The organism is bacterium (assembly GCA_031082185.1).
Taxonomy (GTDB): domain Bacteria; phylum Sysuimicrobiota; class Sysuimicrobiia; order Sysuimicrobiales; family Humicultoraceae; genus VGFA01.
Window position 1 is genome coordinate 1 of record JAVHLI010000008.1, and the last position, 16,868, is coordinate 16,868.

Annotated in this window: 18 protein-coding genes and 1 pseudogene; 13 read left to right on the plus strand and 6 right to left on the minus strand. The window is 67.5% G+C overall.

Going from position 1 to position 16,868, the window contains the following annotated elements:
* The 7 genes and pseudogenes from RDU83_08635 to RDU83_08665 all read left to right on the plus strand — a co-directional run.
* A partial coding sequence (locus RDU83_08635) for an ABC transporter permease (protein ID MDQ7841077.1) occupies positions 1 to 959 on the plus strand: 959 nt, incomplete at its 5' end.
* Positions 952 to 1,824 carry an ABC transporter permease gene (locus RDU83_08640; protein ID MDQ7841078.1) on the plus strand — a complete coding sequence of 291 codons (873 nt, stop codon included), beginning with the start codon at positions 952 to 954 and terminating at the stop codon, positions 1,822 to 1,824. The genes RDU83_08635 and RDU83_08640, both read left to right, overlap by 8 nt.
* A gap of 42 nt (positions 1,825 to 1,866) precedes the next feature.
* A complete protein-coding gene (locus RDU83_08645; protein ID MDQ7841079.1) occupies positions 1,867 to 3,066 on the plus strand; it encodes a Xaa-Pro peptidase family protein in 1,200 nt (399 codons plus the stop codon).
* Positions 3,067 to 3,114: 48 nt separating this feature from the next.
* Positions 3,115 to 3,415 (plus strand): annotated as a pseudogene (locus RDU83_08650) (tyrosine-type recombinase/integrase).
* Positions 3,416 to 3,736: 321 nt separating this feature from the next.
* Positions 3,737 to 3,961 carry an addiction module protein gene (locus RDU83_08655; GenBank protein ID MDQ7841080.1) on the plus strand — a complete coding sequence of 75 codons (225 nt, stop codon included), beginning with the start codon at positions 3,737 to 3,739 and terminating at the stop codon, positions 3,959 to 3,961.
* Positions 3,958 to 4,254, plus strand: coding sequence for a type II toxin-antitoxin system RelE/ParE family toxin (locus RDU83_08660; GenBank protein MDQ7841081.1), 297 nt, complete (start codon positions 3,958 to 3,960; stop codon positions 4,252 to 4,254). Before RDU83_08655 ends, RDU83_08660 begins: the two co-directional genes overlap by 4 nt.
* 175 nt (positions 4,255 to 4,429) lie before the next feature.
* Positions 4,430 to 4,723: a hypothetical protein gene (locus tag RDU83_08665; GenBank protein MDQ7841082.1), complete on the plus strand. Its 294-nt coding sequence runs from the start codon at positions 4,430 to 4,432 to the stop codon at positions 4,721 to 4,723.
* Between the two features lie 100 nt (positions 4,724 to 4,823).
* Here RDU83_08665 and RDU83_08670 read toward each other — a convergent pair whose 3' ends face one another.
* The 3 genes from RDU83_08670 to RDU83_08680 form a co-directional block, all read right to left on the minus strand.
* Entirely contained in the window at positions 4,824 to 5,933 is a 1,110-nt protein-coding gene (locus tag RDU83_08670) for a hypothetical protein (GenBank protein ID MDQ7841083.1), read from the minus strand.
* A 141-nt stretch (positions 5,934 to 6,074) separates the two neighbouring features.
* Entirely contained in the window at positions 6,075 to 6,311 is a 237-nt protein-coding gene (locus RDU83_08675) for a hypothetical protein (protein MDQ7841084.1), read from the minus strand.
* A 74-nt stretch (positions 6,312 to 6,385) separates the two neighbouring features.
* Positions 6,386 to 6,841: a response regulator transcription factor gene (locus RDU83_08680; protein MDQ7841085.1), complete on the minus strand. Its 456-nt coding sequence runs from the start codon at positions 6,839 to 6,841 to the stop codon at positions 6,386 to 6,388.
* A gap of 138 nt (positions 6,842 to 6,979) precedes the next feature.
* Here RDU83_08680 and RDU83_08685 point away from each other — a divergent pair, with 138 nt between their 5' ends.
* From RDU83_08685 to RDU83_08695, 3 genes are read left to right on the plus strand one after another with little or no spacing between them, the layout of a single operon-like run.
* Positions 6,980 to 7,630: a response regulator transcription factor gene (locus RDU83_08685; protein ID MDQ7841086.1), complete on the plus strand. Its 651-nt coding sequence runs from the start codon at positions 6,980 to 6,982 to the stop codon at positions 7,628 to 7,630.
* Positions 7,627 to 9,120, plus strand: a complete 1,494-nt coding sequence (locus RDU83_08690; GenBank protein ID MDQ7841087.1) for a histidine kinase — start codon at positions 7,627 to 7,629, stop codon at positions 9,118 to 9,120. Before RDU83_08685 ends, RDU83_08690 begins: the two co-directional genes overlap by 4 nt.
* 40 nt (positions 9,121 to 9,160) lie before the next feature.
* The gene (locus tag RDU83_08695) at positions 9,161 to 9,514 is read left to right on the plus strand and encodes a cupin domain-containing protein (GenBank protein ID MDQ7841088.1); all 354 of its coding nucleotides are present in this window, start codon (positions 9,161 to 9,163) and stop codon (positions 9,512 to 9,514) included.
* On the opposite strand, the gene RDU83_08700 is transcribed toward RDU83_08695, so the two are convergent.
* The 3 genes from RDU83_08700 to RDU83_08710 are packed head-to-tail and all read right to left on the minus strand — an operon-like array spanning position 9,468 to position 13,255.
* A complete protein-coding gene (locus RDU83_08700; protein MDQ7841089.1) occupies positions 9,468 to 11,051 on the minus strand; it encodes a DUF4129 domain-containing protein in 1,584 nt (527 codons plus the stop codon). The genes RDU83_08695 and RDU83_08700 overlap by 47 nt on opposite strands.
* Positions 11,023 to 12,246 (minus strand): DUF58 domain-containing protein, encoded by a 1,224-nt coding sequence (locus tag RDU83_08705; GenBank protein ID MDQ7841090.1) that lies wholly within the window; start codon positions 12,244 to 12,246, stop codon positions 11,023 to 11,025. The genes RDU83_08700 and RDU83_08705 overlap by 29 nt, the downstream gene beginning before the upstream one ends.
* A gap of 31 nt (positions 12,247 to 12,277) precedes the next feature.
* Positions 12,278 to 13,255: a MoxR family ATPase gene (locus tag RDU83_08710; protein ID MDQ7841091.1), complete on the minus strand. Its 978-nt coding sequence runs from the start codon at positions 13,253 to 13,255 to the stop codon at positions 12,278 to 12,280.
* A gap of 93 nt (positions 13,256 to 13,348) precedes the next feature.
* Between RDU83_08710 and RDU83_08715 the strand changes: the two genes are divergently transcribed.
* Genes RDU83_08715 through RDU83_08725 form a run of 3 tightly spaced genes read left to right on the plus strand, consistent with a single transcriptional unit; the run spans position 13,349 to position 16,865 of the window.
* Complete coding sequence (locus RDU83_08715; GenBank protein MDQ7841092.1) at positions 13,349 to 14,053, plus strand: esterase; 705 nt, start codon at positions 13,349 to 13,351, stop codon at positions 14,051 to 14,053.
* Between the two features lie 17 nt (positions 14,054 to 14,070).
* A complete protein-coding gene (locus RDU83_08720) occupies positions 14,071 to 15,027 on the plus strand; it encodes a hypothetical protein (protein MDQ7841093.1) in 957 nt (318 codons plus the stop codon).
* Positions 15,024 to 16,865, plus strand: a complete 1,842-nt coding sequence (locus RDU83_08725) for a bifunctional UDP-sugar hydrolase/5'-nucleotidase (protein MDQ7841094.1) — start codon at positions 15,024 to 15,026, stop codon at positions 16,863 to 16,865. Before RDU83_08720 ends, RDU83_08725 begins: the two co-directional genes overlap by 4 nt.
* Positions 16,866 to 16,868: the final 3 nt, after the last annotated feature.

The following is a 16,868-nucleotide window of genomic DNA, read 5'->3' on the forward strand; positions in this document are numbered from 1 at the left end:
AGCCCGTCGGTCTGACGGGCTCGCCCGCCGGCAAGTTTCGCATGCTTCAGTTCGTTGCGCGCCGTCTTGTGGAGGCCCTGGTGGTGGTGTTCCTGGCCCTCACCGTGGTCTTCGCTATTCAGTTCCTCGCGGGCGATCCGGTCAAGCTCTTCCTGCCGACGGACACGACACAGAAAGAGATCGAAGAGTTCCGCGAGCGCCTCGGGTTCAACGACCCCTGGCTGGTGCAGTACGTGCGATTCCTCAGTGGAGCACTCCGCGGTGACTTCGGCAACTCGCTCCGGCAGCAGGAGCCGGCGCTGGGCCTGGTGTTGCTCCGGTTACCGGCCACGCTTTCGCTCTCCGGTGTGGCGATGTTGCTGGCCCTGGCAATAGCAATACCCGTGGGCGTCATCTCGGCGGCGCGGCGCAACTCGTGGTTCGACCACCTAGGGATCGGCGCCACGGTGCTCGGCCAGGCCATCCCAGGATTCTGGCTGGGACTGATGATGATATACGTCTTCTCGGTCTGGCTGCGCGTGCTGCCGACAGGCGGGCGCGGCACCTGGCTGCACTTCATCATGCCGTCGATAACGCTGGCGGCGTTCGTGGCGGCCCGGTTCGCGCGGTTGACGCGCTCGATGATGCTGGATGTCCTCGGGCAGGACTACATCCGCACCGCGCGCGCTAAGGGGCTGGCCCCGATGCGGGTTCTCTACAAGCACGCGCTCAAGAACGCGTCCTTGCCCATCGTCACCCTGCTCGCGCTCCAACTCGGCCAGTTGCTGGGAGGCGCGGTCATCACCGAGACGATCTTTGCCTGGCCCGGGGTGGGGCGGTTCCTGGTGCAGGCGCTGCTGAACCGCGACTTCCCCGTCGTGCTCGTAGGCGTCTTCCTCACCGCGGTCCTGTACTCGGCGCTGAACCTGGTGGCCGACATTGCCTATGCGTGGTTAAACCCAAGGATCCGGTATGAGTAACGCCGCCGTGACCCTGGCACCGGCGCTGGCGGAGCCCCGACGCGCACGGAGGCGGCTGCCCCTGAACCGCTCCGGCGCACTCGGGTTGATCGTCGTCGTGCTGGTAGCGGGAGCAGCGGTGCTGGCTCCACTGATCACGCCCTACGGCCCCGCGGACAGCAACCTGGTCAAAACGTTGCAGCCGCCGTCGCGCGCTCACTGGATGGGCACCGATCAGCTCGGCCGCGACCTGTTTACGCGCATCCTCTACGGCGCGCGGGTCTCGCTGACGATCGGACTGGTCACGGTCGGCATCTCAGGGGTTATCGGGCTCGCCGTCGGCCTCATCTCGGGCTACCTGGGCGGGCTGACCGACGTGATCCTGATGCGGCTGGTGGACGTGCAGCTCTCCTTCCCATTCATCCTGCTGGCGCTCGTCGTAAACGCCATCCTGGGCATTGGACTGCAGAACATCATCCTGACGCTGATCATCACCGGGTGGGTCGTCTATGCGCGCCTAGTTCGGGGCGAGGTGCTGGCGCTCAAGACCCTTGACTATGTGGAGGCGGCGCGGGCGCTGGGGGCTCAGCAGATGCGGATCGTCGTCCGCCACCTGCTGCCCAACCTCTGGACCCCGGTCATAATCCTGTCGTCGCTTCAGGTTGCGCAGTTCATCGTGGCCGAGGCGGCGATCAGCTTCCTGGGGTTCGGCGTGCAGCCGCCCATGGCATCATGGGGCAACATGCTCAACGAAGGGAAGACGTACATCTACAATGCATGGTGGATGACCACGTTCCCGGGCGTGGCGCTGGTGCTGACCGCGCTGGGTGTGAACCTGGTGGGCGACTGGCTTCGGGACACGCTGGACCCTAGACTGGGTCCGTAGGATCACGCGAGAGAACCGCGAGAGAACAAAGGAGGCAACGCGATGCCGTTCGTACCGGCGGAGGTGTTCGCAGACCGACAGCGCAGGGTGCGCGAGTATCTGGCCGAGCACGACTACAAGGCGCTGCTCGTTACCGACCCACACCACTTCTACATGCTCACCGGCTTTCATCTGGACGTGGAGCCGTGGGAGCGGCCGGTGGCCGCGGTAATCCCCTCCGAGGGCGGGCCGTTCTTGGTTATGAACGAGCTCTCCACGCATCACCTGCTGATGGCCCGCGAGCGCGGCAGCCTGCACATCGCCGACTACGCTCTCTACGTGGAGCATCCGCGCGCCGTGAACCGAACCTACACGCGGGACCGCTGGCTCCAGTTGCTGGCCGCGAAGCTGCGGGAGTGGGGAGGGTTCAGGCGCGGCCGGCTGGCGGCGGACCGGATCTCGTCTTTCCGGGGTCTGCGCGCGCAACTCCCCGGGCTGTCCGAGTTCGGCAGCGCCTCGCGGTTCCTGGTTGAGATGCGTCAGGTCAAGTACCCGCAGGAACTGGAGATTATGCGCCAGGCCGCGGGGTTGACCGATTGGGGGCAGGATCGGTACATGGAGACCGTCCGGCCGGGCATGCTGGTGGCGGAACTCGATCTGGAGATCGCCCGGCGCATGGCCGTCGAGGGCGCCGCGCGGTTTCCTCAGGACCGGTTGGAGGTGCGCGTCTGGTCGCTGTCCGGCGCGGCCTCAGCGTCGCCCCACGGCACCGGCGCCGACTGCGGGGCCCGCTTCGAGAAAGGCGACGGCGTGGTCAACATCATCATCGTGCGCCTCAGCGGCCTGGTGGTGGAGAATGAGCGGACCCTGTTCCTGGGCGAACCGCGCAGTGACGTCCAGCGGCGCGCCTACGCCGCGGCCACCGAGGCCAACCTAGCCGCGCTCGAGAAGTTCGTCGCCGGCACCCTGGTTGCCGAGGCGGACGCAGCGGCCCAGCGCGTCATCGAGCAGCACGGCTTCGGCGACCACATCATGCACCGGACCGGTCATGGGATGGGCATCGCCGGCCACGAGTTCCCCGAGGACATGGCGTTCAACTACCGCCCGATGGTGGAGAACGAGGTCTACTCGTGCGAGCCCGGGGTCTACATCTACGGGGTGGGAGGGTTCCGGCAGGACGATACCGTGATCGTCGGCAAGACCGCGCCCGAGGTCATCACACACCGCAGCAAGCGGCTGGAGGATCAATTGGTGCCTGTCTAGCCCGGCAGTGGACCGGACGCTCGACGGGTCGCCACACAAAACCAGGCGCTGAGGGCGCTGCTCCTGTATTGAGCAGGGGTGCGCGTACTCGAGTGCGCCCGGCTTCGCGTGAAGGATGTCGACTTCGCGTCGAACCCGATGGCCGTGCGGGCAGGCAAGGGCGACAGGGATCAGGTGACCGGTCAGCGGCGCCGGCAGCGCAGGGCGTGCGACCTGCCACACCTTCCGCCATTCGTTCGCCGCCCACCTGCTCGAGGATGGGCACGACATCCACACTGTTCAGGAGTTCCTCGGACACCGAGACGTGCGCACGACCATGATATACACGCATGTGCTGAGTCGCGGCCCCGGGGCGGTCCGGCGCCCGGCCGATCGGTTGTCCGGGCCAAAGCGGAGGTGGGATAGCCATTATGGGGCGGCGGCGGGCGAAGGATCTCCCAGGGTTGCAGAGGCATCGCGGGCGCGAAAGAATGGGGACAAAGGGTAACCGGCGTGCTGGAGGGGGTTGCCGCGGTGGCGGCGTACAAAGGAAGCTGGATGGGTTAGGGGGGGGTAGGATGTTCTGCCCAGTTCTTGTTCGCCCCAACCCCCGCGGCGCCAGGCGGGCAGTGGCATACGAAGAGCGTAGACTCGTGCGTGGGCGATGCAGTGCGATTGCGGGGTGGCTGCGATGACGATCGAGGAACTCAAGAAGGAAGTCCTTCGGCTCGCCCCTGAGGCGCGTGCCCATCTCGCCCATGAGCTGCTCAGCAGCCTGGACAAGCTGAGCGCGGCTGAGGTCGAGAAGCTGTGGCTCGAAGAGGCCGCTCGTCGCGATGAGGAGATCGACACCGGCGCGGTCGAGGCGTACTCATTGGACGACGTGTTCGCCCGCGCAAGGGCACGCCGGGGATGATTCGCTCGGTCCTGATCCATCCCGGCGCCGAGGCGGAGATCAACGAGACCGCTGACTTCTACGACCTCGAGAGCGTGGGCCTGGGTGGCGTCTTTCTCGATGAGGTGGAACACGCCATCAGGGGCATCCGCGAGCTCCCCGATGCCGCTCCGCCCTTCGTCGGCCGGGTGAGAAAGCGGGTTCTTGCGAAGTTCCCGTACTCCCTTCTGTACTCCATCACAGATGACGAGATCCGTGTCCTGGCGGTTGCGCATCACAAGCGTCGGCCGTTCTACTGGCGCGGCAGGCGGTGACGAGAGCGGTGGGGGTATGAGAAGAGAGTACGACTTCTCGCGAGGCGTTGGGGGGCGAGCTCGAGTGCGCCCTCCTGGTGAACGGGGAGCAGCCTCCGATAGGACGACGTACCGTGAGTCCGATGCAGTCGACGACGAGCTGACACCTGCACAAATCCGCGAGCTGCGGCGGCGAATGGCGGATCTCGATGACGGCACTCGATACCTGCTCGTGTCACAGATGGGGCCGAGGTTCGCGCTGTACTACAACGTGTCTGACGATGTCTACGTGATGAATGACCCGCGCACTGCGACGTTGTTCAAACGACGCAAGGCCGCCCTCGCGGTGAAGGCGTTGCTGGGAGGGTCGATCCGCATCCTCCGCTGCAAGAGCAAGCGGGTCAACGGCGTTCAGGTCCCCGTGCTGGGCACCACGCGACGTGGTAGGGCGACCGTACGGCGTTCGTCGTCGAACCAGCGTCTGCGGTAGTGTCCCAGCAGGTGTGTAGAATGCCGGGCCCTTGACTAGGCCGGCCATCGTGCTGCGCGAATCATAGCCTGCTGGTTGCGAAGGCCCGCCCCTCTCGCGCCTACCGCCCCACACCCAGGAGCGTCATCACCGTACCCTTCACCCGCACGCGCACGGCCCACTCCTGTTCCCACGCCACCCTCGGGTCGGCCGGCCGCGGCGGGTGCACTAGGTTCAACTCCTGCCCGTATGCGATCATGCGCACCATCGCGCCGTCCGTGCCCCCAAAGATGCCCCTGGGCACCGCGCACTGCGTCGCGGAGGCGGGCAGGAGCACACGCTCATTTGTCCATCGCTCGATGTTCGCGTTTGACAGGTAGTCGAACAGGCCCATCCCCGCGTCGGGCAATTCGGACGAACTCCAGATGATGAAATCGCTGCCCTTGGCGCCAAAGGCGTTGATGAAGTAGGCGCGGGCAGCCTGAATCTGCCTCCACCGCAGCGGGATGCTCGCCTGCGGATCGCCCTGCGCGGACAGGTCGATCGCAGGCATCAAGTCCTGGTTCGGCCCGATCGCGAATCGCAGTCCCGCCGGAACGCCCTCGCCGGTCACCGCATGGTCGCCCTGAAGCGACGCTCCGTCGGGCAGCATCCGGCGGTCGCGCTCGTTGGGCCAGATCGAGTAGCCGGGCTGCGCGCGGGCGCCCCGCTCAGGCGCGAAGCGTCCCTCCCAGACCGCCGCCCAATCCTGAGGCGATGCCCTTGCGAAATCCAGCACGCGAGGCTGCCCTGCGCGCACATCAGCGCCGCAGCCCCAGTAGAACAGCAGTCGGCCCTTGGGCTGCTCCACCTCGCCCGGACCGCGGGCTTCAGGGCCGCCGGTCGCCGGCTCAGCCCTGACCGGCTCCAGCGGCAGGCTGGCTCCCATGCGCATAGCGGCAGGGATGGTTTGGGAGGCCTGCGTGCCCTGGGGGCGCGCGCGGGTGTGGAGGGCCACGTCCACATAGCGCCCGATCGCGGAACGCGTGTTGCCGAACGCGTTCCCTGCCTGACCGCCGGGCGGTACGGGAATCGGCACCGGCACCCCGGGCATTGCGAAGGTGTTGGTCGCCACGTCAATCCACAACTGCGCGATCGGCGGCCTGACTTCTTGCTGCTGCGCGCCAGCCGCGGTAGTCAGTACAAGAAGGGAAACAGCGGTCGCAAGAAGGCGGACAGATTTGCTACGCATGTTAGAACCCCCTGCCGGATCTTGACCTTATAACTACGCAGCCCTGCGCGCTATTCCTGTCTGGGACGCGCCAGAAACCGTCGAGGGCGAGCGGTTGCTCCGCTCGCCCTCGGTTTGGGTCAAAGGACCCCGGCTTGATCTCTACGCAAACCGGGCTTCGGTCGGAAACCACTGGTCGTCAACCTCGGCAAACCGGGCTTCGGTCGGAAACCACTGGTCGTCAGCCTCGGCAAACCTGGCCTCGGTCGGAAACCACTGGTCGTCAACCTGGGCGGAGCGAGCCTCCACCGGCAGAAGCTGATCCTCGGTCGGCAGCAAGTACGCGGATCCCGCGATGAGCGCAATTCCCGTTACCAGAGCAATCAAGGTCTTCTTCATTTTCGTTTCCTCCTTAGAAGTGTGGTTCAGAATCTCTTCTGATGTCATTACACCGCTTCCACGCTATCCGTACATCACACCAACGGCCGGTTGGCGCCTCCGACCTTCGACGGACCGCCTCGATCGGCCGAAAGACCGGCCGGACCCTCGCGGTCATCGCGCGGCTGGCCCCCAACCGCCCGGCGGATCGCGGTAATCAGGTCCCCACCGCACTTCTGCTTGACGACGAAGGCCGCTGCCCCAGCCATCTGGGCGCGCCTGCGGGTGTTGGGGTCGTCGTGAACTGTCAGGATCACGACCTGGGTGTCGGGCGCCGCCACGCGTACGGCGGCCGCCGCCTCGATACCATCCATACCGGGCATGCCGACGTCCATGATCACCGCGTCGGGCGCCAGGTCGGCGGCCAGGCGCAGTGCGGACGGTCCGTCGGCGGCCTCACCCACGACGGCAATGTCCGGCTCCAGCGCGAGCCGCATCCGCAGCCCCTGCCGGACTCCTTGCTGGTCATCCACTACGAGAAGTCGTATCATGGCTACATCAAATAATGCGCGCGCCCGGTGCCACGCGCCTCAGACTCTGGGAGTGGACTCTTGTGGGACCTTGAGCGGCGGTGCGCCTCCGCCCGAGGGACGATGCAGGGGAAGTATTTCGGACAGGAGAGGGCCGCGATGCCGATCCGAATCCTGATTGCCGATGACCACAGCGTTGTCAGACAGGGCCTGCGGATGTTCCTGGGGCTCGACCCCGAGCTTCAGGTGGTGGGAGAAGCCGTGGACGGCGCCGAGGCAGTCCGGATGGCCAGAGAGCTGCTCCCGGACGTCGTACTGATGGACCTCCTCATGCCGGTCATGGACGGGATTGCGGCCACAGAGACGATCCGCAAAGAACTGCCCGACGTCGAGGTCATGGCCCTCACCAGCGTCCTCGAGGATGCCAGCGTCGTGGCCGCGGTGCGGGCCGGGGCGATCGGATACATGCTCAAGAACACCGAGGCCGACGAACTGATCCGCGCCATCAAGGCGGCGGCCGAGGGGAGGGTTCAGCTCTCCCCGGAGGCGGCCGCGCGGCTGATGCGCGAGGTACGAGCACCCCAGAGCCCTGAGGCGCTCACCGAGCGCGAGACCGACGTGCTCCGGTTGATGGCCCAGGGACAGGCGAACAAGCAGATCGCCCGGGCCCTGCACATCGGTGAGAAAACCGTGAAGACGCACGTGAGCAACATCCTGGCCAAGCTCGGCGTGCAGAGCCGAACGCAGGCGGCGCTCTTCGCCGTCCGGATCGGGCTGGTTTCCCTAGACCATCTGGGCGAGGGAACGTGACCGATCGCCTGGCCGCGCTCTTTGGTGCGGCCCTGGACGGGATCGTTGTTGCCGACACCGCGCGCCGTTGCCTCTACGCCAATCCGGCGGTCTGCCAGACGATCGGCTGCGGCCCTGAGCACATGGTGGGTCGCGACGTGCTGACGCTCTTCCCCACCCCCGTCCGCCCCGGCATCCAGGAGGCCATCGAGGCGGCTCTCAAGGGACAGGCGCGCCGCCTGATCTCACCGGTATTGCGCATGGATGGCGAGGAGCACCAAATCGAATCCACCGCGTGTCCCATCTCCCTCGACGGGCAGGAGTTGGTGGCCGTCTTCTTGCGCGACGAGACCGAAACCCAACGCCTGGCCCGGAAGGCGGAGGCCATGGTGCAGATCGTCTCCAGCATGGCGCTGGCCGGATCCCTGGAGGCCACGCTGGATGCGCTGGCACGCACGGTCGTACGCGCGACCGGTGGCATGGCCTGCGGCGTTGTCCTTATGGACGAGGATTCGCAGAGAGTTCGCATGACGGGAACGTATGGGCTCTCGCCCCAGCATGTAGCCGGAATGCGCGCCGCGGTTCGTGCCGGGACTCCTCCGCCAGGCCTGCAGGCGGTACAGACGAAGCAGCCGGTGGTGCGGCTTAACGCCCGCAACGAGATGCTGGCCGACCCGCGCTACGCCCCTGTTCACGACGCCGCGCGCGAGGCGGCGTGGGATGCCATCGTCTCCGTGCCGCTCCGGTACTGGGGGCGCGTGATCGGAGCGCTGAACATGTATTATCCCAGCGGCCGGATCCCCGGACAGTCGGAGGTGGACTTCCTGGCCACCATCGCGGACCAGGCGGCCGCCGCCGCGGAGAACGCCCGTCTATTCGTGGAGGCCCGCGACAAGGCCGCGCTGGAGGAGCGGCAGCGGCTGGCCCGTGAATTGCACGACTCTGTGTCTCAGGCGCTCTATGGCATTGTCCTGGGCGCCCGCACGGCCCAGACATGGCTGGAGCGCGAACCGGCCAGGGCGGCTGAGCCGATGGGCTACGTGCTGTCGCTCGCCGAGGCCGGCCTGGCCGAGATGCGCGCGCTGATCTTCGAGTTGCGTCCTGAGGCGCTCGAGACAGAAGGACTGGTGGCGGTCCTGAACAGGCAGGTGGAGGCCATTCGTGCCCGCCACGGACTCGATGCCCGTGCCGCCTTGCCCGATGAGCCCGACGCCCCGCTCGACGTCAAGGAGGCGATCTACAGGATCGCCCAGGAAGGACTCCACAATATCGTCAAGCACGCGAAGGCCACCCGGGTGGATCTCCGGCTCAGCCGCGATGACGGGGGGTTCTGGGTCGAGTTGGACGACGACGGCCAGGGATTCGACTCGGAGGGGACGTTCCCCGGACACCTCGGCCTGCGCTCAATGCGCGAGCGGGCCGAGCACCTGGGAGGCTCCCTGGGGGTCTCCAGTGCTCCGGGGGAGGGAACACGCATACGCGTCCACATCCCCATCGCAGGCCCCACCTAAACCCCGTCTGGTGGTAGTATGCGGAAGAGGTGACGCAGCCATGGAGATCTTCCGACCCGAGGACGTCCCAGCCGAAGAGCCCGAGAACCTACCCGGGGTCAAGATCCGCTGGGTCATCGACAAGAAGCGCGGCGCAGAGAACTTCGCCATGCGCGTTTTCGAGGTCGCGCCCGGCGCTGAGACGCCGCTGCACGACCATTGGTACGAGCAGGAGATGTACCTCCTCGACGGCCGCGGCGTGATGGTGGGCGAGCAGGGCGAGTGGGCGCTGGAACCCGGCATGGTGATGTGGGTGCCGCCCCACGAGCGGCATCAGATCAAGAATACCGGCGCGGGGCCGCTCAAGTTCATCTGCTGCGTTCCTCAGAAGAAGCCGAACCCGCAGGCTCCGTAGCCGGCGCCGGAGCGGCCGCCTTCGCGCGCTCCAGCGCCTCCTCTGCCTCCCGCACTTCCACTGTGGCCGGACGCCACGTGCCGTAGCGCACCCGCTCATATGCCGCGGTGAGCATCTCTACCTCACCTTCGGCCCCGGGCAGCACCCCGCGCAGCCGCGGTTCGTGCTCGCGCGGCGTAGCCCAGGCATGGCGCGGCGCACCCAAACCGGCGCCGAGGCCGAGCAGCTCGCGGTATATCCGCCGGATCGCTCCAACCGCCGGCGCGGCCGGCCCGTCGTCATCTTCCTGCCGGCGTCCCAGCCGCGGCAGCCGGCCGGCCAGAGCGCGCAGAATTTCACGCACCGACCATACCGACTCGTGATCGTCCTCGTCGGGCCTGCGCTCGCGCCGCCGCCGTAGCACGACGGCAAAGGCCATGCCGACGACCAGGATCGCGATCACGGCCAGCACCATGCCCCACCGCGCGCCTGAGACCACCTGAGGGTGCATCTCGATCTCGCGCAGGCGGCGGATCAGGTCGTCGAAAACCATGGGGGCAGGACCGATCTCAGGTATCTCGCGGCGCGGCAGGCGCGAGAGGATCGCGATGAGCACCCTCACGACAAGGCCCGCCACCACGAACAGCACCACGAACAGCGCCTCTACCACGGGTATCAGCGGCCGGAGCACTACGCCGAGGTACTTGAAGACATCGGCGGTGGCCATACCGGCCATCATGCCCGCCGCCAGCATTATCAGGCCGACGACGCCCGTGATCAGCAGCAACCAGGCACGGCCCGGGACCTGGCTGCGCTCGTCCGGCCGGCTTTGCTCCCAGATGGCGGCCAATCGCGCCAGCGCCAATGCCGAGAGCCCCAGGAAGAAGAACGCCAGCATCATCGGCGGCATCTCGGACCCGGCGGCCGCAAATCCCTGCGCGTCGGCATAGACCACGGCGGCAGCAAAATAGACGACAACCATTCCCACGCCGGTCTTGTACGCCTCCTCGATCTCGATGGCTCCGACGTGACGCGCGCCCAGCACCAGCCCGCGCCACCACAGGCACGCGGCGACGAGCGCGGCGGATGCGGGTTTAGGAACCTCCGGCAGGACATCGTGGGCGGCCTGGAGCAGAATCGCCACCCAGGTGGTATGCCAGAGTGGAAGATGGGAGTAGTACTGCTCATGGACGGCCGCAAACCCCAGAACGGCCCCGGCGCCGACCAACAGGATGCGCGCATGCCGCAGCGAATCGCCGCCGACCGCCCTCCACGGCAGGCTGTCCCGGTCTGCGATCTGCCGGGCCGCCACCTGCGCGCCCACCAGCAGCAGGAACGCCCACCCCGCCGACAGTAGGGGACCGGTGGCGCCGTAGAACCCCCCACCGGCCACGATGAGCCATGGGTAGAGCCAGCAGAACTCCATCACCACGCGTGCGACGGGCAGCAGCCGGCCCACGCCCTCCCAAAACCCGTCGGGACGGCGGGGCGCATCGCGGTGCTCCGCCACGCCAGGAGCACGCTGGCTCTCAGACGAGTCGGATCTCGTCCATCGCACGCCAGCCCGCCTCCCCTCTCACGCGATGCGTGGGAATGCCGAGTTGTGGATCGGCCACCCGATCGCCGATGAGCACCAGGACCGCGCTGTGCCCGGCCTCCTGGAGCCGGGCGATGCCGGCCAGCAGCGGCGAATCTACAACGGCGGTAACGACGATCGCGGTCGTGCCCCACGGAAGCGCCCCTGCCTCGAGCGCCATCAGGTCGCCCAGCGGCATGACGGGAGTGGAAAACACCTTGGCCAGCGCCTCCAGGATCGCCGTAAGGTGCACCGCGCCCAGCGCCGGCGCCAGCCGCACGCGCCGCAGCCCCTCGGGCAGGTATCCGTTTGCGTGCAGCCCGACGGGGATCCCCTGCTCCTCCGCCCAGGCCGCGAGCGACGCCGCGACCATGATGTTGAGCTCCAGCAGCGGGCGGATGAAGCCCCGGTACTCGGCGTACTCGCCCAGGGTGTCCATGTTGAGCAGGATCGCCAGCCGCTGGGTCGTGGTGGACTCGTACTGCCGCGTCTGCAGGCGTCCAATGCGCGCGGTGGCCTTCCAGTGGACGCGGCGGACGGGATCGGTAGTCTGGTAGATGCGCACTCCGATGGTGCGGGTCGGGTCCTCAAGCAGCGGACGCGGCGCGCGGTGGTCGCCGATCGGATGAAGCGCGGGAATCCCCAACGCCTCCAGCGGCACGATCTTGGGATAGACGGTCAAGTAATCGGCCCCCTCCAGGGTGCGGCCCTGCGAGGTGAGCCCGAACAGATCGCCCGAGCGCAACCGCGCCGGTCCCAGCGGGAAGTACCCGCGAGCCATGCAGGTGATGGTGACGCGCCGGCGCACGCGCTCGTACCACCGCAGCGAGAACAGGTGCACCAGGTGCTGGCGACGCTGGCGCAGGCTGGGGATGATGCGGCCGCGCCTGGGCACGACCTCTTCCGGCAGTTCGTCGGTGACCTCGAGCCAGGCAAGAGGGAGCGGCTTGCGGTTGGTGACCTCCAGCGTGAGGGTGATCTCTTCGCCGTGGAACGCTCTCCGCGGTACAAACGATCGGCGGAACGCCACGCTGTGGAGACAGTACCGGTGCGACAGATAAGAGGTCCCGGCGCCCAGCAGCACAACCAGACCAACCAGGAACGGCCCTCCGCTGTGCACGGCGAGGCCGAGGATGAGCAGCAGGATCCCAACTATCAGCCATCCCTGCGAGAACATCTCTGCCTATCCCGCGGCAGGCGCCGTGCCGCTACGGCCGCGCTTCGCGCTCCACGGGTGCCGGCACGCCGCACAGCACCTCGTCTGCGATCTCACGTGCGGTCCGGTCGCGCAACCGCGCGCCGCTGCCCAGGATCAGCCGGTGGGCCAGCACCAGCGGCGCCATGGCCTTCACGTCGTCGGGCAGCACGAACTCCCGCCCCCGGATCGCCGCCAGTGCCTGCGCGGCGTGATGGAGCCCCTGGCTGCCGCGCGGGCTCATTCCCAGTTCGACCTCGGGATGCACCCGCGTCGCCCTGGCGATGGCGACGACGTAGGCCTCCACCGCCGGGCTGACGTGCACGGCGCGGACCGCCTCCGCCATTGCCAGCACGGCGTCGGGAGTCGTCACCGGCTCAAGATCTTCCAGCGGCCGGCCGGTCCTGTAGCGCCGCAGGATCTCCTGCTCGTCCTCTGCCGACGGGTAGCCCAGTGCCAGGCGAAGCAGAAACCGGTCGAGTTGCGCCTCTGGAAGCGGGAACGTGCCCTGCAGCTCCACCGGGTTCTGGGTGGCCAGCACCACGAACGGCCGCGGCAGCGTCCGCGTCTGCCCCTCGACCGTGACCTGCCGCTCCTCCATGCTCTCCAGCAGCGCCGACTGGGTGCGGGGCGTGGCGCGGTTGATCTCGTCGGCCAGCACGATCTGGGCAAAGACCGGGCCCGGCCGGAACTCGAAGGCCGCCGTCCTCTGGTTGAAGAACTCCAGTCCGGTGATGTCCGAAGGCAGCAGGTCCGGGGTGCACTGGATGCGCCGGAACGAGCATCCCAGCGAGCGGGCCAGGGCCTTGGCCAGCATCGTCTTGCCGATGCCCGGGACATCCTCGATGAGGACGTGCCCTTCGCAGAGCACCGCGACCAGCGCCTGCTCGATGACGTCGGGCTTGCCGACGATCACCCGCTCGATGTTGGCGCGCACGCGGCGCGCCAGCGTCGCGACCGAGGCGATCCCCGCAGCGGCCGGCACGTCCATGGGGCGGCCTTCGGCACGACCGGGTGCGGCCCCTCCTGCAGGATGATTTAGGCGGCGGACGTCGAACAGTCGAACAGCAGACCGGAGGCGCCGATGAACCGCGAGTATCACCACTGGATCAGCTCCACCCTGGGCCGGACCATGGAGACGCTGGTCTACGGCCATGCCGGTGCGCCGGTACTGGTCTTCCCTACCACAATGGGTCGGTTCTACCAGTACGAGGACTTCGGTATGGTGGCGGCGCTGGAGCGAAAGATAGACGCCGGATTGATCCAGCTCTTCTGTCCGGACAGTGTGGACGCGGAGTCGTGGTACAACCGTGCGGTGCCACCGCGACAGAGGATACTCCGGCACCTGGACTACGAACGGTACATCCTGGGCGAATACCTCCCGTTCATCCGCAAGCACAACCCCGGACCGTTGCTGGTCACCGGCACCTCGTTCGGCGCCTACCACGCCGCCAACCTGGCGTTCCGCCACCCCTCCCTGGTCGCCAAGCTGGTTGCGCTGTCCGGCCGGTACGACATCAAGGGGTTCCTCGACGGCTACAACGACGATGACGTCTACTACAACTGCCCGCTGGACTTCCTCCCAAGCCTGACCGACGAGACCTACCTGCGTCCGATGCGGCGCATGCAGATAGTGCTGCTCTCCGGCGAGCACGACATCGCACTGGCTTCCACCCGCGCCCTTTCCGCAACGCTCAGCGAGAAGGGCGTGGAACACCAAATGGCCACATGGTGGGAACGCACGCACGACTGGCCGCTCTGGCGGGAGGCGATCCCGCACTACCTGTAGCAGCAGGAGCCCCGCGCATGAACCAGACGCGCAAGATCGGTTTGCTGGTCGGTCACGAGGAGTCGTTCCCTGCCGCGCTGATCGAGCACATAAACCGGCGCGGCGCCGACGGAGTGACCGCGGAGTTGTGCTGCCTGGGCGGAACGCGCCTGGACGATCCACGGCAGTACGCGGTCGTCATTGACCGGATCTCACACGAGGTCCCCTACTACCGTACCTACCTCAAGTACGCGGCGCTGGCGGGCACGGCGGTCATAAACAACCCCTTCTGGTGGTCGGCCTCTGAGAAGTTCTTCGGGACCGCGCTGCTGGCGCGCCTGGGGATCGCGGTGCCGCGGACCGTGGTGCTGCCCAACAAGGCCTACGCCCAGGACGTGGCGCCGGAGTCGCTGCGGAATCTGCAGTACCCGATTCCCTGGGAGCAAATCGCCGAGTACGTGGGCTTCCCGGCGGTGCTGAAGCCCAACACCGCGGGGGGGTTCAAACAGGTCTTCAAGGTCCACTCCCTCGAGGAACTGTGGCGCTGCTACGATCAGAGCGGCCTCCAGACGATGATCCTGCAGGAGTACGTCGAGTTTGACCACTACGTCCGGTGCGTCTGCGTCGGCCGGCGCGAGATCATGCCCATCCGGTGGGATCCGCGCCTTTACTGGACAGAGCGGTACATCGTGGACCACCAGCACCTCACGCCGGAACTGGGCGCACGGGTGGTGCACGACGCGCGCCTGGTCTGCGAGGTTCTGGGCCTGGACATGAATACCGTCGAGTTCGCGATACGGGACAACGTGCCCTACGCGATCGACTTCGTAAATCCCGCGCCGGACTTCGAGCGCGCCCGCATCCGGGACGTCTATTTCGAGTGGGTCGTCGAGAAGATGGCCGACCTGGCGATCGCCTACGCGCGGGGAGCGGAAAGGCCGCCGGGACGGCTGCGATGGGACCGGTTCCTCCGCGAGGCCGGAATCGAGGAGTGAGGCGACCGCCACGGCGCACGGCGCTGGCGCTCCTGGCCGCGCTGGCGCTGCTGGCGACGCCGGCGCTGTGGACCACTGACTCTGCCGCCCCCGGCCCCGCGGCCGCTGCGGCGGCAGGATCTGCCCGTCCTTGGGCCCGCGCGATTGAAACCTTCCCCATCTACGGCCGGACGGTGACCTACGAGGCGCTGCGTGCCGGTACGATCGAGGAGACGGTCTTCGTCCGCGCTGAGGTGGCGAAGCTCTCCTTCGTCAACCAGGGACTGACCGGTCTTGTGGTCGCGGTCAACGGCCATGAGCTGCCGCTGGAGGATAGGCCGGGAGCGGTTCTTGACCTCAGCGGCCTGGTCCGATGGGGACCGAACCGGATCCGCATCGCGGCGCGCGCTCCACCCGGCGCCTCGGCCACCTTCGGCATCGAGATCCCTCGGTTCATCCGCGCGGTGTTCTTCCACACCAACGACGTCCACGGCGCGCTGGAAGGCCTGGCCGCGCAGGCCGCGGAGGTCAAGCGGGTTCGCGCGCACAACCCGAACGCCTACTTCGTCGTCGCAGGGGACATCTTCTCGGGTAACCCGGTGGCCGACCTGACCGCCGGCAGGTCGGTAATCGAGGCGCTCAACGCGATGGGCGTCACCGCGCTGGCCACAGGCAACCACGAGTTCGATCACGGACCGGCAGAGACCCAGTCTCGCAGAAGCGAGTCGGCCTTCCCCTGGCTGGGCGCCAACATCCGGATCGTCAACCGCACGGCAACGCCCATAGCACCCTTCGATCCTTACCTGATACTGACCACCGACCTGGGGCAGCGCGTCGCCCTCTTCGGCCTCACCGAGACGCCGCCGTCCACGCGCCGACAGAACGTCGTCGGCCTGGAGTTCCTCGAACCGGTGACGGTCGCGCGCGTCATGGCCGCGCAGCTGCGGCAGCAGGCAGACCTCGTGGTGGCCGTCACGCATCTGGGCGTGGAGGTGGACCGCGAGGTCGCCCGGGCCGCCGGAGACCTCGACCTCATCATTGGCGGGCACTCCCACACCGTGCTGCGCGTCCCGGTGGTCGAAAACGGAATACCGATTGTGCAGGCCGGCGCCAACAGCCTGTTCCTGGGACGGGCCGATCTGGTCCGCGACCTGACCGTGCGGCGAAGCAGCGTGGTAGCCGCTCTGATAGAGACCAGGGCCCTGCGGGAGGAAGACGCGGCCGTGCGTTCAATCGTGGAGAGATGGAACGCGCGCCTGGCCGCCGAGCTCGACCGGAGGGTAGGCCACGCCGTGGCCCCGCTCGGCCGCGATAACCGTACCACCCGTGATGTCAGCATGGGGAATCTGATCGCCGACGCGACCCGGGCCGCCTTCGACCGGGCCGACGTCGGGATGACCAACAGCGGCGGCATCCGCGCCTCGATCCCGGCCGGGCCGATCACGCTGCGCAACCTGTACGCGGTGATGCCATTCGCCAACTACCTCCTGCTCTTCGAGATCACCGGCGAGCAACTGCGCGAGGTCGTGCGCACGTCGTACTCGCGGCGCAACCAGGTGGACCTCCAGGTATCGGGGATGACCATCCGGTACCTGGTGGACGCGGAGCGCTGGCTGCTCGACGCCGAGATCACCGTTGCCGGCCGGCCGCTGGATCCATCCCGGCGGTATCGCGTGGCCGTCAACGACTACATGGGCACGGGCGGAGGAGGGTATCCCTTCCCTGCCTTCGGCCCGCCTGTTGACACCTCGTCCGGCACCGACGTCCTGGAACTCGCGGCGTTCATCGAGAAGACGCTGCGGGGCGTGGTTAACTACCCGCCTGCCGAGGGTCGGATCCGCGTAGAGGTCAGGCGGTAGATC